This window comes from Planctobacterium marinum, from assembly GCF_036322805.1.
GTDB classification, from domain to species: domain Bacteria; phylum Pseudomonadota; class Gammaproteobacteria; order Enterobacterales; family Alteromonadaceae; genus Planctobacterium; species Planctobacterium marinum_A.
The window spans coordinates 1,962,870-1,984,498 of sequence record NZ_AP027272.1 but is presented as its reverse complement, the minus strand read 5'-3'; the positions used below and the strand labels follow the sequence as shown (position 1 = coordinate 1,984,498).

Here is a 21,629-nt window from a genome sequence, read left to right as displayed (position 1 = left end):
AGACTTATGCAAATTTCTTGCACAAACTGTCCAAATTGAACATTTTTTTTCAAAAAATTTATCATCTAATACTATAAACTACCTGCAGGCTTTTCCAGATACCAGCTCTGAGTGTTCGGCATAGGTCCGGGATATTGGGTGTGCTTGAAGCCCACTGCGCGGTATAAATTAATAGCCACTTGATTTGACTGGTTGACGAACAACGAAAAAAATTGCGGATTGAATTTGCGCTGTCCCTGTGCCAATAGACAGGCAAGTAGCTTTTTGCCATATCCCTGCCCTCGCCGGGTTGGATTAGTTGCCACCCGAACAAAATGACATCGCCCATTGTCGTACATCATCTGACCAAAACCCAGCAATTGATTTTCCTCTTCAGAGAGCAAAGCATACGCTGGAATTTGAGCAAGTTTAAGTTGCGCCCTGAATTGAATTACACTGTCAGGAAAGCCAAACTTAAGGCCACTCCAAAAGACGATTTGCTGCGGAGTTGTAAACCAAGAGCGAAGTTCTTCACACAGCTCAGGATTAAAGCTTCTGAAAATCAGAGTATCCGATTTACCTGGAGCACCAGAAACAGGAGGAATAGATGCGCTCAACGCAAAAACCTTTATTCGCAATGGATAATTAAGATAGGCAGAATGGACGTAATAAAGACCTCTAATTAACAGGAGGTCATTAAAATTTCACATTAAACGCTGGCACCGCACCACTTTTGACGAGTCATCTGCAATGAACGCCAAAGTTGCTGAAATTCATACTTAGCCAATCGTCTAATACGCTTTTGCACCTGTTCAGCCAAACCTTCGTGGAATATCACGAGTGATATCAGCGCACAGGTTAACGTGATCATTTTGCTTATCTTGAAAATAGACAAGGCTGAAGCGATTAGGAGAAACAGGCAGACGATAAATCCCAAGCTGCCAATTGCTAAAAATATCCCTTTGAGCTCTTTATTTTCATTCATCTGGTATTCTCCTAATTTTAATTACCTCAAACCTTGACAAAGACCGAAAGTCTTTTTCTGACAAAATTGTCAGAATTTGTAAGCATTCGTTGCAACAAATGATTTACCTTGGTGGAAACATGCCACCCGGACCACCCGGAGGCATCATTCCCTGCATGTTGCGCATCATTTTCTTCATGCCACCGCCTGACATTTTCTTCATCATTTTCTGCATTTGTGTGAATTGCTTGAGTAAGCGGTTCACATCCTGAATCTGTGTCCCAGAGCCGGCTGCAATTCGCTTTTTACGTGAACCTTTGATGATATCAGGTCGAGCACGCTCCCCCGGAGTCATGGAATTAATAATCGCTTCCATCTGGTTAAACTGCTTGTCACCAGCCTGATCTTTTATTTGTGCTGACATACTTCCCATACCGGGAAGTTTGTCCACTAGCGACATCATACCGCCCATGTTGCGCATCTGCTCCAACTGCTCTTTAAAGTCCTGCAGATCAAAGCCTTTTCCCTTTTGCACTTTTTTGGCGAGTTTAGCGGCCTTATCCTTGTCGACTTTGCGTTCAACTTCCTCAATTAGTGAGAGAACATCGCCCATGCCCAAAATTCGCGATGCTACGCGTTCCGGATGGAAAGGCTCCAGAGCATCGGTTTTTTCACCGATCCCAAGGAATTTAATCGGCTTGCCCGTGATGTGTCGCACTGACAGTGCTGCACCACCTCTTGCGTCACCGTCGGTTTTAGTTAAAACAACCCCCGTAAGCGGTAACGCTTCATCAAACGCTTTTGCCGTATTGGCTGCATCTTGACCCGTCATAGAGTCAACTACGAACAGAGTCTCAACAGGATTGATTGCGCTGTGAAGTTGCTTAATTTCCAACATCATATCTTCATCTACGGCAAGTCGACCTGCGGTATCCACCAGTACCACGTCCACGAAAGCTTTGCGAGCGTGATCCAGCGCTGTGTTGACAATATCAACCGGCTTTTGGTCTGCAGAAGAGGGAAAGAATTCCGCTTTTACTTCACCGGAAAGCGTTTCCAATTGCTTAATCGCTGCTGGGCGATAAACGTCGGCACTAACAGTTAATACTTTTTTCTTCTGGCGTTCGATTAAATACTTCGCCAGTTTAGCAACTGTTGTGGTTTTACCCGCACCTTGCAAACCCGCCATAAGTACCACGGCAGGTGGTGTGGCGGCAAGGTTCAGCTCCTCGTTAGCCTCCCCCATAACAGCCTCAAGCTGCTTTTGCACTACTTTGATAAAGGCCTGCCCCGGATTAAGGCTTTTACCTACTTCCTCGCCCAGCGCATGTTCTTTTACCTTTGCAACGAACTCGCGCACCACAGGAAGAGCCACGTCGGCCTCAAGCAGTGCCATGCGCACTTCGCGCATAGTTTCTTTGATGTTGTCTTCAGTAAGTCTGCCTTTTCCGGAAATATTTTTAAGCGTCTGACCTAATCGTTCGGTCAAATTATCGAACATGCTTTTGCCTTATCATCTATTTCAATGTTATTTGACTCAATTATACCCATAGCTTAAGCCAATGAGTACCCGTTATTTTTAACTGTAATATTAAGCAAAGACTAGTTTAAGACAATCGGGTTATTTATACTGCCAGAATAACTCATGGTGAAACGTTAAAATATTGATAGCCCTCAATCTAATTTGCATCTTACTTTACCTGGTGGCCACGTTATCCGTCACCACTCGCTGGTTCCATAAAGAAGGCCCTATGGTGAAGGTATCATTGGGGGCGGCCAGTGTAGCTGTATTGCTGCATCTCGCCACTTTAACCCACAGTGTAATGACTGGTAATGGGCAGAATCTCAGTATTATGAACGTCGGATCTATTACCGCATTACTGATAACCTCCGTTATCCTGATATTATCTTTACGTAACCAGCAAAATTTTTTACTCCCTCTGGTAACAAGTTTCTCAGCAATTATGGTATTGCTTGCTAACATCACTCCCGGCTCAGTGATTGTGCACATTGAATTGCATCCTTCCCTGCTTGCCCACATCAGCCTCGCATTACTCGCATACGGCTGTCTAAGCATTGCCTTTCTTTACGCATTGCAATTGTCGTTCATAAATAAGAAATTAAAACAAAAGAACAGTGCAATTCTACATTCTTCGTTGCCACCATTAATGCAGGTAGAGCAAAACCTGTTTCGGCTGATTAACTTGGGCACAGTGCTATTAACACTGTCATTGGCCAGCGGTTTTTTCTTCCTTGAAGACATGTTCGAACAGCGACAGGTGCATAAAACCTTGCTCACTACGATTGCGTGGTTTATGTATGTGAGCATGATAGTTTTACACAAACGGAAAGGGCTTAGAGATAGCACGCTAATTAGCTTCACCATAACTGGCGTAATACTGTTGACTCTTGCCTATTTCGGTAGCCGCATCGTCAAAGAATTCTTTATTGGATGACAAAATCCTTAAAAAGCCGCAATAAGACTTGAAGTCAGGTTTATTAACCCCTAAATTTGCATCTGTCACACTACATAGGATTGACTAGTTGGACGATATATCAACCAGTACGTTATTAATAATCTTGGGCGTACTCATTGTTCTCTCTGCATATTTTTCTAGCTCTGAAACAGGCATGATGTCGATTAACCGATATCGCTTGAAACACCTCAATAGTGAAGGGAATAAGGGCGCCAAACGAGTTGAAAGGCTCTTAGAGACCCCTGACCGTCTGATAGGTCTTATCCTTATTGGGAATAACCTGGTCAATATCGGCGCTTCTACTGTCGCCGCCATACTGTGTTTGCGCTGGTTTGGCGACTATGGCATTGCAGTAGCCTCAACCATTAACACTATTGGTTTAACCATTGTGTTATTAATATTCGCTGAAGTAACCCCAAAAACTCTCGCTGCTCTCTACCCAGAGCGCATTGCTTTTCCCAGTTCAGTAATACTAACTCCCCTACTAAAACTCTTCTATCCACTTGTCATAGCGCTCAACACCATAACCAATGGTATATTACGTCTGTTTCGAGTTAACCCCGATGAAGTAGGAAACCACTCGTTAAGTAAAGAAGAATTGCGCACCGTTGTGCATGAGTCGAGTGTTATGATTCCGAAACAACATCAAGACATGTTAATGGGTATCCTGGATCTTGAGAAGGTTACCGCGGAAGACATCATGATCCCGCGTAATGATATTTTTGGGATAGACATCAACAACGACTGGAAAATCATTCAAAAGCAACTGACTCATGCTCAACACACCCGGGTATTGTTATATCGAGACAATGTAGATGACGCGGTCGGGTTTATTCACGTCAGAGATGCATTGCGCTTGTTATCCAAGGATGAGTTTTCAAAGGCGTCGTTATTAAGAGCAGTTCGGGAAATTCACTTTACCCCCGAAAAAACGCCTTTACACACCCTGCTCTACAATTTCCAGACCGCCAAAGAGCGTATAGGACTTGTAGTAGATGAATATGGGGATATTCAGGGTCTGGTGACCCTTGAAGATATTCTGGAAGAAATCGTCGGCGACTTTACTACCAGTATTATTGAAGAAAAAACCGACAAAGCACGACTACAGCAAGATGGTTCATATCTGGTGGACGCCAGCAGTAACATCCGTGATGTTAATCGAGAAATGGACTGGAATTTGCCGATCGATGGGCCAAAAACTTTAAACGGCCTCATTATTGAGTACCTGGAAGATATCCCACAAACGCACCTGAGCTTCAGATTGGCGGGTTACCCGGTTGAAATTGTTGACATCGAAGACAACAAAATTAAGACCATTCGCGTGATGCCAGAGTTTTACATTCCCCCCTCGCAACAAGACGACGCCTGAATCTCAAGGAACATAAGTTTATAAGCGATGATAGAGCGCTTTGGCTCACAGCGGTGAATAAAGTCGAGGCAAAGGCGGCACTTTGCCACTAATGGCAACTCCGCAACATAGCCCCGCTTTATGAAGTGGTTTGTTTTGCTTTGCGATTTTCGAGTATCTTACTTTTCACTTCTTCAACAGACTCGTTCAGTGCCGATAGCCTGTTAATGATGCCCTGCAACTCGTCGTCGTAAGCAATATCTTTCTGCGCCAGATGGCTTTGCAACACCTTCTGTAATTGCGCAGGTAAACTATTACCTGACATTTCCTCAATCCTCCCGAGTTCTATATCGGTTGACTGGCGATTTTTCTACAGTGTTTTTTACAAAAATCACTGCGATTAAATGCAATATACGACAATATCCCAGTTTTACCAGAAAAACCTCATTTTTCGGGTAAATATAACTCTCCAAATACAGCTTTATTCGCTTCGATGTCATAATCGAGCCTGGCGACGGAGGCCGTGGTAAACAGAATTGAGCGCAATTGCCCGCAAAAGCTGTCTACCAAATAGCTAACAAGGGGCATGTGACTTACCACTATAAGAGATTTCAGGTTTCGCTCTTGGGCAAGCACTTGAATGTAATCATGAACAAGCTCCACACTACCCGATGGAATAATGTCTTCGGAAAACTCGGTATGAGCCACCGTTGTAATGGATTGCACCATTTCATAAGTTTGCCTGGCGCGCTTGAAAGGACTGACTAAGGCATAATCAATATGGTTAACAGTATCATTGAGCCACACACCTGCCTTTTGACTCTCAATAAAACCCTGTGTGGTCAAACTGCGTTGTGCATCATTGCTAAAACTATTTTCTGCTTCGCCGTGACGCATCAAAAATAACTGCATAATTTAATTATTGATTTTTTGTGTGTTTAGCAACGCATAATAACAAAAAAGCACTGTAATTCTACGAATATATGGCTATGCTTTAGCAACAATTTCCATTGCAAAGCAGTTTGAACACATGGTCTTCACCTTTGATTAAATCACCGTCGGATACACTTCAATACCAGCTTCACAAAACAGACAAGGGTGTAAAGTTATTGCATGTTTTGGACGAAGATGGACCATGGTGCGCGTTAGCATTTTCAGTTGCTTCTGGAAGTTTTTGCGATCCTGATGATTGTCCGGGGTTAGCCCACCTGTTGGAGCACGTACTGTTTACAGGTAGCGAAAACTACCCTAAAGACAATTATTTACTGCATTTTCTCGATGAACATCAAGGCAAGATTAATGCCTGGACCTCTGCAGAATCGACCACCTTTTACTTCAAAGTTCACCACAAATACTTCGCCAAGGCGCTGCATATCTTTTTCGATATGCTTAAAGCTCCATTGTTTAGCCTTGACGGTATAGAAAAAGAAATCACAACCATTGACGCCGAGTTTCACAACAAAATTAATGAAGAGCAGCGCCGTGTCATGGAAGTACAAAAAGAAACTTGTAATCCAGACCACCCTTTCCATCACTTTGCCGTAGGTAACAGAGAAATATTCGGCGTCTTCTCTACTGAAGAAATAGCACGGCGGCTCAAAGCATATTGGCAAGAGCATTTTGTGGCGGAGCAGATCTCCCTTTGTGTTTTAACCAACTCCGTGCAGGCAGAGGCTATTGCTCATATTACTGAGCAATTGGATAGTTTTCCGCGAGGAAAACAATATTTGCCAGCCGCGGAATTGCGCCACTTGTACAGCGAAAAACAACTTAACAAATACATAAGAATACACACTGAGCGTGCCCATAAGCGCCTCATGTTGATATTCCACCAAACACCGGATTTGGCAAATGCAGCCGATGTGGAAACCATCGTCAGCCACTTATTCGGCTATGAAGGTGAAGGTAGCTTGATGCGCTATTGGAAAGCGCAAAAATGGGCTTCGCAAGTCATAGCCGGACCGGGATTAAAGGGCTCAGGGTTTAGCGATTTCAACTTGTATATCGAGCTGTCTGACCATGGGCTTGCTCACGTAAACGACATCATCAATAGCGTGTTTTTTTACGCGCAATTGATTAAAGAATCACAACATATCTTGCGCCACTATGAAGAAAAGGTGCAACTAAACAAGCTGGCGTTTGAACACAAAGGAGCGCTTAATCCTCTTGATTTAGTGCAACAACTGGTAAAAAACCTGAATCGCTACCCCAGCGAAGATATTCTCACCGGTGACTACTTACTGGGTGATTTCCAGCAAGATAAGCTCAATCAGTTTTTAGACAACCTCTGCCAGCAACGACTACGCGTTATCTCCATTTCAAACTCACACAAATGCGAACATTTAAGTAAGTGGTATAAAGTTCCCTACGAACATGAGAACTTGTCTCTACAAGCCCCCTCTCCTGAACAACTTAAAGAATTTCAAAGCTGCATTCAGCTTCCCCATAAAAACCCTTACATTCCTGAAATAAAGGCTTCAGACCTGATATACGATGAACTGCCTCAGAGGGCTGTAACTGCATTTAATAATTTCTGGTTCGGTAGTGAGAACCGGGAGTCGCAACACAAAGGCGAGTGCTTTTTCTCCTGGCATAAGACCACTGTTGTTAACGACATTGAACAGGTTGCTCATCGAAAGTTATATGCCAGCACCTTGGAGGCAAATTTTCATCAAAATTTTTATCAAGCGCAATTGGCCGGATTGCATTTTCATTTTTATGCCCATCAAAACGGTATTGGTTTACATACCAGCGGTTTTGCCGATAAACAGTTAGCGCTGGTAACACAGCTCTTACAAAAGGTTTATGCGACTCCTCAGCCTTGCCCTGATTTTGAATTACACAAGGCTGAATATTTAAATAGTTTACACAGCAGTAGCCAAAACAAACCTCTCAACCGTCTCTTTACTGCACTGCAAGCTATTTTTGTTCCAGCCTCCTGGTTACCTGAAGACCTGGCAACTGTGGTGAAAGGAACCGAGTTGAGTGATATTCAGGCCAGACACGATGCGTTTTTCAAGAGTTGTTACCTGGAAAGTCTGATTTATGGTGACTGGGCCCCTGCGGAACTGAAAGGATTTGTTAAACAACTGGATGCGATGGCACAAAGCCAGGCGACTCGTCAAACAGAAAGGCAACTGGTGTACTTGAATGACATCAATGAACGAAGCTTCTGTTTTCCCTGTAAACACCCGGACTCGGCTTTGGTGCTGTATTTGCAAACCACTGACAAGTCCCTATTATCCCGAGCGCAAATGATGCTAGTGGAGAGTATACTGGCAGGCTATTACTTTGATCGCATGCGCAATCAAAAACAATTGGGCTACCAGGTGGGAACGGGTTACATGCCATTCAATGAGCACCCTGGAACGGTACTGTTTATTCAATCGCCGAACGCCAGTGCCTGGCAGCTATATGTAGAAACCCTGAACAGCTTGCAAGCGTTTTATCAGTGGTTGTGTCAGATAGACCTTCAGCAATGGCATAAATATCGCAAAAACCTGGAGCGACAAATTAAACAAAAAAGCATCAATTTTTCAGTCAAGTGTCAACGTTATTGGGGAGCGATTGGCCGGGAAAAAGTTGATTTTAGCCATGAAAAACAACTCAACAGCACCATTGCTAAGCTGGAGAAAAATGCGGTTTGCGATTGGTTTAAAGCAAACTTTTTAGAGCCAGAGCAAAGCTTTGCACTATATAGTGAAGGCGCGGAAAACACTGCAGTTAACAACGCTTTTATCAATCCCCTTGAAAACATTTATCAATTCAAATGAAAACTCTTCCTCCCCGGGCTCCTGAAGCTTTTTTGGGCAATTGCACTGTAACAGTGAATTTCAGGTATCAAATGGGCCGCTTTTAATCCTGATAAAATTCGTTATCACTATGAATCTATTAACCTTTTAGCGAATGTGCCGTTATGGCATCCATTTTGAAGCGACTGATAGGAGTTAAAAAGCCTCTCAACGCGAAGCCACCTGGACTGGCTTTGCTATTTATCAGGCTTTTACAGGATATAGAGGAATTTGTATGCAACGGGATCACGCATCACTACTTACATCACGGGTGGATTCAAAGCTTTACCTATATTTCACCCTGACTTGCATATTACTGGCATTTTTACTGGCGAGTCAGATCCACTGGGCTCCGGGATTATTAGCACTAATAGTACTACAAGCATTGGTGAATTGGTATTTACTGGCAAGACACCAGAAGATACTGCGCGAGACCTTAGAATTCTTGCATTTGGCTTTTAATAGCAAACCAAGCGACACGGTAAATGTACAATCAGAACAGCAATTTAAATCCAGATTACTCGCCATACTAAATATTCCTGCAAGGAGAATTTCAGTAAGCGAAGATTCGGTTGCAGAAATTTCTCACTCCACCCAGGAGCTGAACAATCACTCAACTCAATTAGCTACTAATATTTTACAGCAATCGCAAGCTACCAGTAGCCTGGCGGCAGGTATTGCTGAAGTAGAACAGACCTTGAACGAGGTCAGTCGCAACATTGCAGATATTCGTTCCAGCGTGCAATCCACTAACGAGTTAAGTCATTCTGGTGTTCATTCAGTCAGCGAAGTTCGTTCTCATATTGAGCAAGTAGCCAACTTATCAAAACAATCATTTTTGCAACTAAAGACCTTGGAAGAGCTGACGCAAGGAGTGTCTTCGATAACGGACTTAATTGGCGAAGTTTCAGCACAAACGAATCTGTTGGCACTTAACGCGGCAATTGAAGCTGCCCGCGCGGGAGAGCACGGCAAAGGCTTTGCGGTAGTTGCCAGTGAAGTAAGAATTCTCGCTGACAAAACCAGCCAATCAGCACAACAAATTAACGAACATATTCAGAATGTAAAAAAGCAGTCATTCGTTCTCTCAGAGGGTATGACCCAAGTGGTCGAAAGAATTGAAGACACAGTTGCAGAAGCAAGCAACATTGAATCTCTATTGAACAATATCAACCAACGTTCTTCTCAGATAGCCTGTGACATTCAAACTATAGCGGGAGCTTCTCAACAGCAGCAACTCGCAGCAGCGGAAATGTCTAACAATATCGAAGAGCTGGCGGTGACAGCGCAAGAAAATGGCTATGCTGCAAAACAAACTGCGCGTATTGCAGATCACGTATGGTCACTTACCAACGACAGTCGTCTGGTGGTCTAACTCCCCGTATTTTGAAGCCTGTTATGAGAGGATGTAGCGATGTTAACTATTTTGTTTTTATTGGTAACCTGCACATTTATTTTTGTTTGCTTTATCAGTCACTACGAACAAAAACAGATTAAAAATCAGAAAATTAATACCGCCTCTATACACCTCAGAGCTTGGCGACACTTAATGTGGCTGTTTCAACAACATCGCGGAAAATCCACCGCTTTTTTAAACGGAGATGAAACGACACAAAAAGATCTACTCGGGTTAGAAGCGAAAATTACCGAAGGTATTAATTCACTGAAACATGCGCCCAGTAAAAACCGCAACTGGCAAGCTACTATACAACTATGGCAGGAGCTATCGAAACATTGGCAACAAAAGAGTGTGGAAGATAATTTTAAGCTGCACAATACCCTAATAAAGCAACTTATCTTTGCTATAGAAGATGAAATCTCTTGGATGGCGAGCTTCCGGTCTGCATCTAAATCATCTGACTTTGAGCAAACTACCATCTCCTTGCTGAATACCATTGAGTTTGTCGGTCAAACCAGAGCAATAGGCACGAGCGTAACTGCATCGAGAAAGTGTGAAAGCATCACCAAAATCAGACTGTGCTACTTGAGTCAAAAATTGCAGCAAACCGCAGAATCGTTGCAAGAAAAAGATGTGCAAAGCCGCCAGAAAAAAGCCCTTATAACTGCCATCATTCAGCAAGTTCAGGAACGTTTGTTACCAGCACAGAACCTCATGACCACAAAAGCATGGTTTGATTTATGTACTGACAGCATAGATGGTTTATACACCCATTTTGATAAGAGCATAGATTTGGGAGAGAGAATAGGACGAGGCCAATAAAAAAGGCCCCGAAGGGCCTTTCTGCAACTTTTAAAGTTGTGGCTAATAGAACGACTTATTCTCTTTAGCCATAGTTTTAAGGATGTCGGCAGGGGCAAACTTGTCGCCAAACTGCCCTTGATAGTGCTCAAGTCTAGCCACCACATGGCTAACCCCTAAACTGTCCATGTAGCGGAATGGCCCACCTAAAAACGGTGGGAAACCAATACCAAAGATAGTACCGATATCACCATCGCGCGGATTGCGAATCACACCTTCAGCAAGACACAAGGCAGCTTCATTGAGCATCAACAACACACAGCGCTCTGCGATTTGCTCAAAACTCATTTTCTTAGAGGTTTCAATACCCAATAATGAATACACGGAACCGTCCACTTCTTTTCCTGGCTTCTTGCCTGTGTAGCTATATAACCCGCGACCGTTCTTCTTGCCTTTGCGATCATCGGCAAGTAACTTATCAAAAGCGTCTGGCGCTTTAAAACGCTCACCCAGATCTGCCACCAAGATAGGTGAAATCTTGGCGCCCACATCAATACCCACTTCATCCAGCAGCTTCATCGGGCCCACCGGGAAACCAAATTTAACCAGTGCCGCATCAATATGTTCAATAGGCTCACCGGCAAGTAATACGTTTGCCGCTTCGTTCATATATGGAGCCAAAATACGGTTTACATAAAAACCAGCACCATCTTTTACCACAATAGGTGTCTTGCCTTGTTTTTTGGCAAACTCTACCGTGGTAGATATCGTTTCGTCTGAGGTTTTTTCATGAGCAATAACCTCGGCAAGTGGCATTTTATCTACTGGGGAAAAATAGTGTAAACCGATCACCTGTTCCGGACGTGCCGCCTTTTCCGCAATCTGACGAATTGGAATAGACGAAGTATTGGACGCAAAAATGGTGGATTCTTTGCAGTTGTTCTCAACATCATTCACCATTTGTTGCTTCAAGTTCAGATCTTCAAATACCGCTTCCACAACGATGTCAGTGTCTTTAAAGCCATCATAGTTTAACGAACCCGTCAGCATCGCCATTTGCTTTTGCATTTCAGACTTGCGCATAAACTTACGCTTCACTTTTTTATTGAGCAAGTCGTAACTGTACTTCATGGCGTTAGCGATACCTTCAGCGCGAACATCTTTAATACGCGCTGGCAGCTTGGCTTTGCTGGCAGTTACAAAAGCGATACCACCGCCCATTAAACCGCCCCCTAAGACACCCACTTTTTCCATTTTCACCGGTGCAACACCATCTACGCCGGTTTCCTTTTTCATTTCGGTGGTGGCAAAGAAAATATTGCGCAGTTGCTCGGACTCAGGCGTCATTACCAGCTTGCCAAAATATTTCGCTTCCAACTCATACCCTCGAGTTGTCGCCTTACCGCCGCTAGCTTCCATGATATCCAAAATATGCTCTGGCGCGGGGTAATTGCCTTTGGTTTTGCTCAACGTCTGCTTACGAGCCTGTTTAAACAGGATTTGACGACCAAGCGAGGTTCCTTCAAGGAACTTATTTGCACCTTTCAACGCAGGTGGTTTTCTGTTTGGTTTACCTTTCAAGGCGAATTTACGCGCCACATCCAGCAGTACACTTTCAGGTACGACTTCATCAACAATACCGTACTTTTTAGCTTGCTTAGGACGCGCTGGTGCGCCAGTTAACATCATTTTCATCGCCTGCTGAATACCAATCAATGCAGGCAAACGCTGAGTACCACCACTACCCGGCAACAAACCAAGTTGTACTTCTGGCACACCCAGTTGTGTTTTGGGGCTGTCGGTACAAACGCGGTAATGACATGCTAATGCCAGTTCCAGGCCACCACCTAAGGCGGGACCATGTATCGCGGCAACAAATGGCACGCGGAAATTCTCCATCCGGTCAAAAACTTGTTGACCGCCTTTAGACAGGGCCTCAGCTTCTTCTGCCGTTTTACAGGCAGCTAACATAGTAATATCAGCACCCGCCACGAAAGAAGATGGTTTGCCGCTGGCCAAAACGACGCCTTTAATTTCGGTGTCTTTTTCGATGTCATCCAGCATGCTGGTAATTTGCTCACCAAACTCGGCTTTCAAGGTATTCATGCTCTCGCCCGGCACATCCATGGTGAGAACGGCAATGCCATCATCAAACTTTTCTAAGGTGAAGGCGCTTTGTATTTGTTCAGTCATTTTAACTTCTCCAATCCTGGCCGGTTATTCAGTTTCAACGATCATTGCTGCGCCTAAACCACCTGCCGCGCAGGCTGTCAGCAATCCGGTGCCACCGCCGCGGCGATTCAGCTCGTTAAGCATTTGAGTGATCATGCGTGTTCCCGTAGCCGCGAAGGGGTGACCGTAGGCAATGGAGCTTCCCATGACATTGAATTTTTCCATGTCGATTTCGCCTGTTGCTTTGTCGCGTCCTAGTTTTTCCTGAGCAAACTTGTCACTGGCGAACATCTTTACGTTTGCCAGCGTCTGTGCGGCAAAGGCTTCGTGCATTTCTATCAGAGTTAAGTCATTAAGGCTCATTCCGGCTCTGTCCAGCGCAATCGGCGTAGCATAGGAAGGCCCCATTAGCATGTCTTCCCAAACATCAATCGCAGCGAAAGCATAACTCTTGATATAACCCAAAGGTTTATATCCTAAGGCTTTGGCTTTGCTCTCAGTCATCATCAGCACTGCTGAGGCCCCATCGGTTAAGGGGGTTGCGTTAGCCGCTGTAACGGAACCGTACTTCTTATCAAATACCGGGCGTAGCTTCTTATAGCCTTCCAGTGTTGAATCGAAGCGAATGTTATTATCTTTGTCCAAGGCACCTTTGAAAGGTTCGGCCCAAGCTGTCATTACTTCGCCATCTAATTTGCCCTCATTCCAGCTGGCTGCGGCATTAGTGTGAGAACGGTGTGCCAAGGCATCTTGGTCTTCACGAGCAATTTGGTGTGTTTTGGCCATTTGCTCAGCAGTTTGTCCCATCGACAAACCCGTTGAGTATTCTGCAACAGCGGGCGGCACGGGCATTAAATCTTTCAGGCCCAACTTTTTGAAAATCGCCCATTTTTGCCCCAAGGTTTTTGCCTTTTGGGCATCCACAAGGGCGCGAGCTAATTTTTTAGAAACTCCGATTGGAGATACTGATGTTGAGTCAGCACCACCGGCAATACCCACATCGATAGTTCCGGCCATCATGGATTCGGCAACATTAACTGCTGCTTGAAAACTGGTGGCACAAGCGCGTGACACACTATAGGCATCGGTACCGACATTCATTCCGGTACCTAAAACGATTTCTCTGGCAATGTTTGGCGCCTCAGGCATTTGTACTACCTGGCCATATACCACTTGTTCAACCCACTCTGGCTTGACGTCATTGCGCACCAACATTTCATTGACGACCATTTTGCCTAAATCTAATGCCGGGATACCGTGAAAATACGTCGCCATTTTAGCGAAAGGAGTTCTTAAACCTGCGACGATGGCAATGCGTTCACCGTCTCTGGTGGTGACTGATTGCTGTTTGGACATGTTACACCTCTGAGTGGTCAGACCTGTTAATTTTTTGTGATTTTAACTTTTTGATTAGAAATTACAATCTAAAGTGAGAAATTCACCGTTCACTTGCCAATTTGTTCAAACATTCAGCTTGTTTCTATCGCTTTGTAACATTGTTTTTCTCAGATGGAACCTTATATAGACTGCACGCTCTTATTTTTGGTATCAATGTGCCCCTGAAAAACGGATAACAATCCGCTATCGGCCCATTGAGGATAGTTTAAAATTGCGCTTTTACCGCGTTTCAATCAACAAAGTAGAAAAATAATACGTATGTCAGCTGAACAATTCCGAACGTTAAAAACTTATCTGGATTCACAGGTTATCGGGCAGCCCGAATTTACCAAGAATATACTCATCGCGTTATTAGCCGACGGACACCTTCTGGTAGAGGGGCCTCCCGGATTGGCCAAGACCAGAGCGGTTAATGCTTTGGCAAAAGGCATTGAAGGCGACTTCCATCGCGTCCAGTTTACCCCTGACTTATTACCCGCAGATTTGACAGGAACCGATATTTACCGCCCTGAAACGGGTGAGTTTGTTTTTCAAAAAGGCCCGCTGTTTCACAACCTGGTATTAGCCGATGAAATCAATCGCGCCCCGGCAAAAGTACAATCAGCTTTGCTGGAAGCCATGGCAGAGCAGCAAATTACCGTGGGCAACAAAACCTATCCGTTGTCCTCTTTGTTCCTGGTCATGGCGACGCAAAACCCCATTGAGCAGGAAGGTACCTACCCCTTGCCTGAAGCACAGTTAGACCGCTTCCTGATGCATTTGAATGTGGACTACACCGGAGCGGAAACCGAATTAGAAATCCTGAAGCTCACCCGTTCGGAAGCGCTCAAGAATAAAGTGCCGGTTCCGGCACCATTAACCCAGGAGCAAATCTTTAAAGCCCGTGAAGAAGTGTTATCAATGCACCTAGATGCCGGACTTGAGCGCTACCTGGTGGAACTCATTATTGCCACTCGTCAAGGACAAAAATACGATGACAGACTTGCCCGTTGGTTAGAATTTGGTGCCAGTCCTCGCGCCACGATTTCACTGGATAAATGTGCCCGAGCTCACGCCTGGTTGAACGGTCGTGATTATGTCGGCCCTGACGATATCCAAGCGGTAGTGCACAATACCTTGCGCCACAGGATATTGCTGTCTTACGAAGCAGAAGCTGAGGGCATTACGGCCGACCAGGTGCTCGACCTGATCCTCGAACTGGTGCCTGTGCCTTAGGAGGATCAGCATGGCGCAGTTTGATGTTGCAACCTGGTTAAAAGAGCATCGCAGCAATGGCGTTGCCGTAGATATGGCCGAATTGCTGTATTACCGAAATAGAACCAGCTTATTAAATCTGAATCCGCATAAAACGGTTCAGGCGCGTCTGGCCGGCACTTACCTGACCAAAATGAAAGGTCGCGGTATGGAATTTGACGAGGCCCGCCATTATCAACCGGGCGACGATATCCGAGCAATTGATTGGCGAGTGACGGCCCGCACGGGGAAAACCCACACCAAGTTATTTCGCGAAGAAAAAGAAAGACCGGTTTTTATTCTCGTGGACTTGTCGCACTCCATGCACTTTGGTACGCAATTGCTCTTCAAATCAGTGATGGCATCTCATCTGGGAGCACTTATCGCCTGGAGCGCAGCCAAACGTGGTGATCGAATTGGTGGATTGATTTTCAACGAAAAACAACATCGCGAATTCAAACCCATGACTCGGCAAAAAGCAGTGCTGTCGTTATTAAGTGGTATTAAGAACTTGCATGAAAATGTCATGTCTGAAACACCAGAACAGGTATTTGATGACGCGTGCGCCCGGATTCGACGTTTGGCACGCCCCGGCTCTGCGGTGTTTATCTTAAGTGACTTTTTACACTTAAGCGCCACTGCACAACGACATCTGTCGCAACTGTCCAGACATTGCGAGGTGATTGGTTACCGCATAAGTGACCCCTTTGAACATCAGTTACCTAAGGTGTCTTTACCGCAAACCGTTGCCATTACCGATGGCAAAAAGCGCCAGACCATTACGTTGGGTGAACATCACCAGGCGATGGACTATCAACAAATTCACGCCAGGTTTATGGCGGAAAATCGCAAGATGCTGGAGCAAGCACAAGTGCAAGTGATGGATGTTAATTGTGGCTTACCACTAGAAATGCAGCTCAACCCGTTGCAAAAAATAGCTTGAGGTTGAACAGATGCAAGGCATGCCAATAAATTTACCTGAATCATTTAGTCAAAACCCTCAAGGCGCTGAAATTGGCTTGTGGCCGTTCGCCTGGGGTTGGTGGGTTTTGCTCACAGTGAGTTTGATTGCACTGGTGAGTTTGTGTTTCTGGTTGGTCGCCAGATACAAAAAACGCAAAGCGTTACGGGAGGCTCTCAAAACACTTGGCACACTGCAAAATGATGCAGACAATATACTAGCTCAGTGTAATAAAATTATTAAACGCGTCTTTATTAGCTATTTTTCCCCTGCCCATGTGGCAAGTTTGCATGGCGCAAGCTGGACTGACTTCTTGAAACTGCAAATAAAAGCCAATAAAAAGTCGCGCTTTGAAGCGCTTTTTCAGGCATTGGATTCCGGACTATATCAACGCAGCGGCCAACAGAGCATTGCAATAGAGATCGATGTTATTCAGTTGACCACAAAATACCTAAAGCAGGCTTTACCTCCCGGCAAGAAACAATTGCGCAACGCAGAGGTAAGCCATGATTGAGTTTCTCTGGATATGGGCTTTTGCGTTTTTACCCTTGCCCTTGCTGATTCGTCTGTTGCCGGGTAAAAACAATCAACAAGAAGCCGCGCTTATGGTGCCACAGTTAACTTCGGGTATGCAGACAGTGGATAAACCCGCCTCCAAAAGTCGCCTGACCTTATTTCTGGCAACTCTTGCATGGCTGTCTTTGGTGATTGCCGCTGCACGCCCACAGTGGTTGGGCGACCCCGTCAGTATCCCGTCCGAAGGACGTGATCTGATGATCGCAGTAGATTTATCCGGCAGTATGGAAATGGAAGATATGTCCATCAATGGTCGAACGGTTAATCGACTGCAGATGATAAAATACGTACTTAACGACTTTATTGAACGTCGAGTGGGTGACCGCATCGGATTGATTTTGTTTGGTGATACCGCCTATCTGCAAGCACCGCTAACTTACGACCGGGAAACGGTCAAAACTCTGCTAAATGAATCGCTAATCAAACTGGTGGGTGAGCGCACCGCCATTGGTGATGCAGTGGGTCTGGCAGTAAAGCGCTTTCGTCTGAAAGAAGACTCAAACAGGGTGTTAATCTTACTCACCGATGGCCAAAACACCGCAGGTAACCTTGAACCTGCACAAGCACAAGAGCTGGCTGTCGCTGAGGGCATTACTGTATACACCATCGGTGTTGGTGCCGATCAGATGATGGCCCGCGGGTTATTCGGTAATCGTCGTATTAACCCTTCAGCAGAGCTGGATGAATCCATGCTCACTGAGCTCGCTGACGCCACTGGCGGCCAATATTTCCGCGCTCGAGATGTTCAAGAGCTGGAGAGTATTTACGCCACATTAGATGAACTGGAGCCTATAGAACGGGAGTCTCGTCAAATGCGTCCGCTAAAAGCACTGTTCTATTATCCGCTTGCCTTTGCCCTTTTCACTACAGTTTTAATGGCGTTAATACCACTTATCAGGAATCTGCTGTTTTCGCTGAGGGGAGCTTCAAGATGAATGATTTATTAGCACTTGTGGACAACTTTCAATTTTTGCGCCCCTTGTGGTTGCTGGCGATGCTACCGTTGGTATTTTTATTGTTTTTGTTGCGCAAACAAGTGCGGAAACAATCAGGTTGGCAGGGCGTATTAGCTAACCATCTTTACGACAATCTCATCAGCACCCGAACTGAAAAGCAACACACGCCGCCTTGGTTATTATTATTTTGCGGTTGGATGTTAACCTGTCTGGCATTGGCTGGCCCCACATGGGAGCGATTACCGCAACCAGTATATCAAGTGAGTAAAGGCAAAGTGGTGTTAATGGACATGTCCATGTCGATGCGAGCCGAGGACATCAAGCCTAATCGCTTATCACGAACGCGCTTTAAAGCGATGGACTTGGTGTCGTTATTAGAAGAAGGCGAGACAGGATTAGTCGCCTATGCCGGTGATGCATTTGTGATCAGTCCCCTCACCTCCGATATTCAGAACCTGCATGCACTGATACCCAGTTTGTCGCCTGAAATTATGCCATCTCAAGGCAGTGATGCCCTGTTTGCACTGGAAACCACTTTTGAACTGTTAAAAAATGCAGGCTATCAAAGTGGCGAAATATATTGGATCACCGATGGAGTAGAACTTTCCGAAGTGGCACCAATCCGCAACCTGTTATCAGACTACGAACACAGAATAAACATACTCGCCATTGGCACTGAGGAAGGCGCACCGATAAAAGATATCAATGGCAATTTTTTAAAAGACAGTTCCGGTGCCGTGGTCATCCCCAGATTGCGCACTTCCGCCCTCTCTACCATTGCCAGCAGTACAGGTGGTAAGTTAATTGTGAGTCGACCTGATGATGCGGATATTCAATACTTGACTGAAGCCTTGTTTGAACCGCAGGAATCTCAAGGTGAAGCCCCAGAAGACAGCTTCGGCGACCAGTGGCGAGAATTTGGTCCTTGGTTATTATTGCTTTTATTGCCTGTTGCGGCGTACAGCTTCAGAAAAGGCGTGCTTCCGGTAGTGTTAGTGGGATTGTTTACGGCGACTCCTCAACCGGCCTCTGCAAATTGGTGGCAAGGTTTATGGCAAACCCCTGACCAGCAAGGTGCGCAGAGTTATCAGCAGGAGGATTTTACAACCGCCGCGGAACAATTTAACGACCCTCTGTGGAAAGGTTTATCTCATTTTAACGCTGGAGATTACGAAGCTGCTGCTGAAGTATACTCAGGACTCGACACACCTGATGGCAATTTTGGTCTTGCCAACAGTTTGGCACAATCACAACAGTTTCAGGAAGCTATCGCCGCCTACGAGCGGGTGCTGAAAATGGATCCTGACTACCCTAACGCGGCTGAGAATAAACAATTCCTGGAAGATTTGTTAGAACAGCAACAGCAGCAAAATCAAGAGCAAAACTCTGAAAGCTCTGAAGATTCCGAGCAGGATCAGGAGCAGCAATCAGATCAAGAACAACAGCAAGATTCTCAAAGTGATGAAAACCAGCAGCAAGAGCAGCAGGATAGCTCGCAGCAACAAGACAGCTCAGAACAAGAACAACAAGAGCAACAATCCGAGCAACAATCGCAAGAATCGCAGCAGCAGGAACAAGAACAACAAGAGCAAGAGGCGCAATCGGAGCAACAGCAACAAGAGCAGGAAAGCCAACAAGAACAGCAAGCCCAGATGCAAGAGCAACCTGAGCTAACCGATGAACAAAAAGAACAGCTGCAAAAAATTGAAAACTGGTTGCGTAAAGTGCCAGATGACCCGGCATTCTTATTGAAACGAAAAATGTTGCTGGAGCAAAAGCGCCGCCAGCGTCAGCGTCTCCCTAATTCACAACAAAAAAACTGGTAGATCATGCAAATTCACGTTAAACACACAGTATTGCTATTTATTTGTTTGTTTGCCTTTAGTGCAAGATTGAGCTTCGCCGCGCCAACTGAAGCGATAGCCACCGTAGACAAAAACCCGGTAATGGTAGAAGAGTCCTTCCGTCTAACCGTTACCGTCAATGATGACGTACCCGGCGATGAATTTGAGAATTCACCGCTGCTACGCGATTTTGTTGTTGGGCGCACTAGTGTCAGCCGCCAAACCCAAATGATCAATTTTGAAACAACCCGTTCCACTACGTGGACCACGACACTAATACCCAGAACGCCCGGTACCTTTACCATCCCGGCGCTAAATGTGGCGGGGTTAACCACTGCCCCCATCAACATAGAAGTTGTCCCGGTATCCTCCGCCAATGCCACTCAAACCCGTGATATTTATATCACCGCTGAAGCGGAGCGCGATATAGTTTACGTACAACAACAAATCAAATACACAACCCGCCTTCACCTTGCTGTGGATTTACAAAGCGGCAGCTTGAGTCAGCCAGAATTACCGGGTGCTGACATTGAGCAAGTAGGCAAAGATAGAGAATTTACTGATATCATTGATGGCAAACGCTACCGAATTATCGAACGCACGTTTTCTATCATTCCCAATAGCAGTGGGGAATTTACCATCAGAGGACCGCTATTTGATGGTGAAGTGGTAGATAACAATCGACAGAGTTTTGGTTTTTTCAATCGAACCCGCAATGTACAGCGTATCGCCAAAGATGTGGATGTTCAGGTACTGCCCATCCCAGAAGGCTATAACGAGCACTGGTTGCCATCTGAGTTCGTACAATTAACCGAAGAATGGCAAACACCTGACGATGAATATCGCGTGGGCACTCCAGTCACACGCACCATAACTCTTACTGCCGTAGGCGTTACCGAAACCCAGTTGCCAGAACTGGATACCCTGTATCCCCCTGCAATGAAAGCTTATCCAGACCAGGCGGATACCGCCAGAGTACAGCGCAATGGTACCATAGTTGCTCAGCGAACTGAGACGGTAGCCCTTATCCCCAATGAAGCGGGCACCATGATTATTCCTGAAGTTTCGCTCAATTGGTTTAATGTGATCACTAAAAAAACCGAAACTGCCACCTTGCCTGCGCGCACAATTCAGGTGTTGCCGCCAGCCAATGCACCGCAAGCATTGCCCGATAACACACAAATTGAGCCTGTCGTTCCAACCACGAGTCAAATTAGTGATACCGCTCATCAAACGATTAACACACCACAATGGTGGTCGATAAGTAGCTGGATTTTAGGCGGGTTATGGCTTATCACCTTAATCGCGTGGTATATCTCGTCTAAAACTCGAAAGGCTACAGCGCCGATAGCAACTGTAGCAGCCAAAACCACTAAGCCTCATTGGCAGGAGCTTCAAAAGGAGCTGATGCGCAAACAGCCGGACTTGAATCGCATCCATCAACTGTTGCTGCCCTGGCTAAGCAGCGTTTCGGGGGCGCATAACGTCTCGGTTTATACTCACCTCGAAATGTTAGGCAATGCGGAGCTGAAACAAGCCATTGATAACTTTTATGGTCATTTTTATGGCAAGCAGTCCAGTGGCGATGAAAAGGCGGTGCTGAAAGCTCTGCTAAGTGTGGCTCAGAAGCAGCAAAAACAAACCCGCAATAACTCAACCACAACAAACCCGGCACCACTCTATCCCACGACATAAGCAGTGTGGTTTAATTGCTGGTTAAAACAACGTAA

Annotated in this window: 18 protein-coding genes; 11 read left to right on the top strand and 7 right to left on the bottom strand. The window is 45.4% G+C overall.

Annotated features, from left to right (window positions below; translation table 11 throughout):
* Nucleotides 1-71: 71 nt before the first annotated feature.
* The 3 genes from AABA75_RS08865 to ffh form a co-directional block, all read right to left on the bottom strand.
* Nucleotides 72-596 carry a GNAT family N-acetyltransferase gene (locus AABA75_RS08865; RefSeq protein ID WP_338292254.1) on the bottom strand — a complete coding sequence of 175 codons (525 nt, stop codon included), beginning with the start codon at nucleotides 594-596 and terminating at the stop codon, nucleotides 72-74.
* Between the two features lie 92 nt (nucleotides 597-688).
* Nucleotides 689-964, bottom strand: coding sequence for a hypothetical protein (locus AABA75_RS08860; RefSeq protein ID WP_338292253.1), 276 nt, complete (start codon nucleotides 962-964; stop codon nucleotides 689-691).
* Nucleotides 965-1,067: 103 nt separating this feature from the next.
* Complete coding sequence (ffh, locus tag AABA75_RS08855; protein WP_338292252.1) at nucleotides 1,068-2,444, bottom strand: signal recognition particle protein; 1,377 nt, start codon at nucleotides 2,442-2,444, stop codon at nucleotides 1,068-1,070.
* A 163-nt stretch (nucleotides 2,445-2,607) separates the two neighbouring features.
* Here ffh and AABA75_RS08850 point away from each other — a divergent pair, with 163 nt between their 5' ends.
* Both AABA75_RS08850 and AABA75_RS08845 read left to right on the top strand, forming a co-directional pair.
* Nucleotides 2,608-3,399 (top strand): cytochrome C assembly family protein, encoded by a 792-nt coding sequence (locus tag AABA75_RS08850; RefSeq protein WP_338292251.1) that lies wholly within the window; start codon nucleotides 2,608-2,610, stop codon nucleotides 3,397-3,399.
* Nucleotides 3,400-3,487: 88 nt separating this feature from the next.
* A complete protein-coding gene (locus AABA75_RS08845; RefSeq protein ID WP_338292250.1) occupies nucleotides 3,488-4,789 on the top strand; it encodes an HlyC/CorC family transporter in 1,302 nt (433 codons plus the stop codon).
* 118 nt (nucleotides 4,790-4,907) lie between these two features.
* On the opposite strand, the gene AABA75_RS08840 is transcribed toward AABA75_RS08845, so the two are convergent.
* Both AABA75_RS08840 and sixA read right to left on the bottom strand, forming a co-directional pair.
* Nucleotides 4,908-5,093 (bottom strand): hypothetical protein, encoded by a 186-nt coding sequence (locus AABA75_RS08840; protein WP_338292249.1) that lies wholly within the window; start codon nucleotides 5,091-5,093, stop codon nucleotides 4,908-4,910.
* Between the two features lie 119 nt (nucleotides 5,094-5,212).
* A complete protein-coding gene (sixA, locus tag AABA75_RS08835; RefSeq protein WP_338292248.1) occupies nucleotides 5,213-5,680 on the bottom strand; it encodes a phosphohistidine phosphatase SixA in 468 nt (155 codons plus the stop codon).
* A 197-nt stretch (nucleotides 5,681-5,877) separates the two neighbouring features.
* On the opposite strand from sixA, the gene AABA75_RS08830 reads away from it, so the two are divergent.
* From AABA75_RS08830 to AABA75_RS08820, 3 genes are all read left to right on the top strand, one after another.
* Nucleotides 5,878-8,541: an insulinase family protein gene (locus AABA75_RS08830; RefSeq protein WP_338292247.1), complete on the top strand. Its 2,664-nt coding sequence runs from the start codon at nucleotides 5,878-5,880 to the stop codon at nucleotides 8,539-8,541.
* Between the two features lie 253 nt (nucleotides 8,542-8,794).
* On the top strand, nucleotides 8,795-9,934 hold the full coding sequence (locus AABA75_RS08825; RefSeq protein WP_338292246.1) for a methyl-accepting chemotaxis protein: 1,140 nt from the start codon (nucleotides 8,795-8,797) through the stop codon (nucleotides 9,932-9,934).
* A 39-nt stretch (nucleotides 9,935-9,973) separates the two neighbouring features.
* Nucleotides 9,974-10,780 (top strand): nitrate- and nitrite sensing domain-containing protein, encoded by an 807-nt coding sequence (locus tag AABA75_RS08820; protein WP_338292245.1) that lies wholly within the window; start codon nucleotides 9,974-9,976, stop codon nucleotides 10,778-10,780.
* A 42-nt stretch (nucleotides 10,781-10,822) separates the two neighbouring features.
* Here the strand turns inward: AABA75_RS08820 and fadJ are convergent, their stop codons facing one another.
* Together fadJ and fadI are read right to left on the bottom strand one after the other, a co-directional pair.
* Nucleotides 10,823-12,952 carry a fatty acid oxidation complex subunit alpha FadJ gene (fadJ, locus tag AABA75_RS08815; RefSeq protein WP_338292244.1) on the bottom strand — a complete coding sequence of 710 codons (2,130 nt, stop codon included), beginning with the start codon at nucleotides 12,950-12,952 and terminating at the stop codon, nucleotides 10,823-10,825.
* 24 nt (nucleotides 12,953-12,976) lie between these two features.
* Nucleotides 12,977-14,287 (bottom strand): acetyl-CoA C-acyltransferase FadI, encoded by a 1,311-nt coding sequence (gene fadI, locus AABA75_RS08810; RefSeq protein ID WP_338292243.1) that lies wholly within the window; start codon nucleotides 14,285-14,287, stop codon nucleotides 12,977-12,979.
* Nucleotides 14,288-14,587: 300 nt separating this feature from the next.
* Here fadI and AABA75_RS08805 point away from each other — a divergent pair, with 300 nt between their 5' ends.
* The 6 genes from AABA75_RS08805 to AABA75_RS08780 are packed head-to-tail and all read left to right on the top strand — an operon-like array spanning nucleotide 14,588 to nucleotide 21,594.
* Entirely contained in the window at nucleotides 14,588-15,544 is a 957-nt protein-coding gene (locus AABA75_RS08805) for an AAA family ATPase (protein WP_338292242.1), read from the top strand.
* 10 nt (nucleotides 15,545-15,554) lie between these two features.
* Nucleotides 15,555-16,505: a DUF58 domain-containing protein gene (locus AABA75_RS08800; RefSeq protein WP_338292241.1), complete on the top strand. Its 951-nt coding sequence runs from the start codon at nucleotides 15,555-15,557 to the stop codon at nucleotides 16,503-16,505.
* Between the two features lie 19 nt (nucleotides 16,506-16,524).
* Nucleotides 16,525-17,037, top strand: coding sequence for a DUF4381 domain-containing protein (locus tag AABA75_RS08795; RefSeq protein WP_338292240.1), 513 nt, complete (start codon nucleotides 16,525-16,527; stop codon nucleotides 17,035-17,037).
* On the top strand, nucleotides 17,030-18,034 hold the full coding sequence (locus AABA75_RS08790) for a vWA domain-containing protein (RefSeq protein WP_338292239.1): 1,005 nt from the start codon (nucleotides 17,030-17,032) through the stop codon (nucleotides 18,032-18,034). Before AABA75_RS08795 ends, AABA75_RS08790 begins: the two co-directional genes overlap by 8 nt.
* Nucleotides 18,031-19,881 (top strand): vWA domain-containing protein, encoded by a 1,851-nt coding sequence (locus tag AABA75_RS08785; protein WP_338292238.1) that lies wholly within the window; start codon nucleotides 18,031-18,033, stop codon nucleotides 19,879-19,881. The genes AABA75_RS08790 and AABA75_RS08785 overlap by 4 nt, the downstream gene beginning before the upstream one ends.
* 3 nt (nucleotides 19,882-19,884) lie before the next feature.
* Nucleotides 19,885-21,594: a BatD family protein gene (locus tag AABA75_RS08780; protein WP_338292237.1), complete on the top strand. Its 1,710-nt coding sequence runs from the start codon at nucleotides 19,885-19,887 to the stop codon at nucleotides 21,592-21,594.
* Nucleotides 21,595-21,629 lie beyond the last annotated feature (35 nt).

What these genes read in the sequence shown, in the direction of transcription:
- AABA75_RS08860 (WP_338292253.1), bottom strand. Translation starts at nt 964, where the DNA reads ATGAATGAAAATAAAGAGCTCAAAGGGATATTTTTAGCAATTGGCAGC.
- ffh (WP_338292252.1), bottom strand. Translation starts at nt 2,444, where the DNA reads ATGTTCGATAATTTGACCGAACGATTAGGTCAGACGCTTAAAAATATT.
- AABA75_RS08840 (WP_338292249.1), bottom strand. Translation starts at nt 5,093, where the DNA reads ATGTCAGGTAATAGTTTACCTGCGCAATTACAGAAGGTGTTGCAAAGC.
- sixA (WP_338292248.1), bottom strand. Translation starts at nt 5,680, where the DNA reads ATGCAGTTATTTTTGATGCGTCACGGCGAAGCAGAAAATAGTTTTAGC.
- AABA75_RS08825 (WP_338292246.1), top strand. Translation starts at nt 8,795, where the DNA reads ATGCAACGGGATCACGCATCACTACTTACATCACGGGTGGATTCAAAG.
- AABA75_RS08820 (WP_338292245.1), top strand. Translation starts at nt 9,974, where the DNA reads ATGTTAACTATTTTGTTTTTATTGGTAACCTGCACATTTATTTTTGTT.
- fadJ (WP_338292244.1), bottom strand. Translation starts at nt 12,952, where the DNA reads ATGACTGAACAAATACAAAGCGCCTTCACCTTAGAAAAGTTTGATGAT.
- fadI (WP_338292243.1), bottom strand. Translation starts at nt 14,287, where the DNA reads ATGTCCAAACAGCAATCAGTCACCACCAGAGACGGTGAACGCATTGCC.
- AABA75_RS08805 (WP_338292242.1), top strand. Translation starts at nt 14,588, where the DNA reads ATGTCAGCTGAACAATTCCGAACGTTAAAAACTTATCTGGATTCACAG.
- AABA75_RS08800 (WP_338292241.1), top strand. Translation starts at nt 15,555, where the DNA reads ATGGCGCAGTTTGATGTTGCAACCTGGTTAAAAGAGCATCGCAGCAAT.
- AABA75_RS08795 (WP_338292240.1), top strand. Translation starts at nt 16,525, where the DNA reads ATGCCAATAAATTTACCTGAATCATTTAGTCAAAACCCTCAAGGCGCT.
- AABA75_RS08790 (WP_338292239.1), top strand. Translation starts at nt 17,030, where the DNA reads ATGATTGAGTTTCTCTGGATATGGGCTTTTGCGTTTTTACCCTTGCCC.
- AABA75_RS08785 (WP_338292238.1), top strand. Translation starts at nt 18,031, where the DNA reads ATGAATGATTTATTAGCACTTGTGGACAACTTTCAATTTTTGCGCCCC.
- AABA75_RS08780 (WP_338292237.1), top strand. Translation starts at nt 19,885, where the DNA reads ATGCAAATTCACGTTAAACACACAGTATTGCTATTTATTTGTTTGTTT.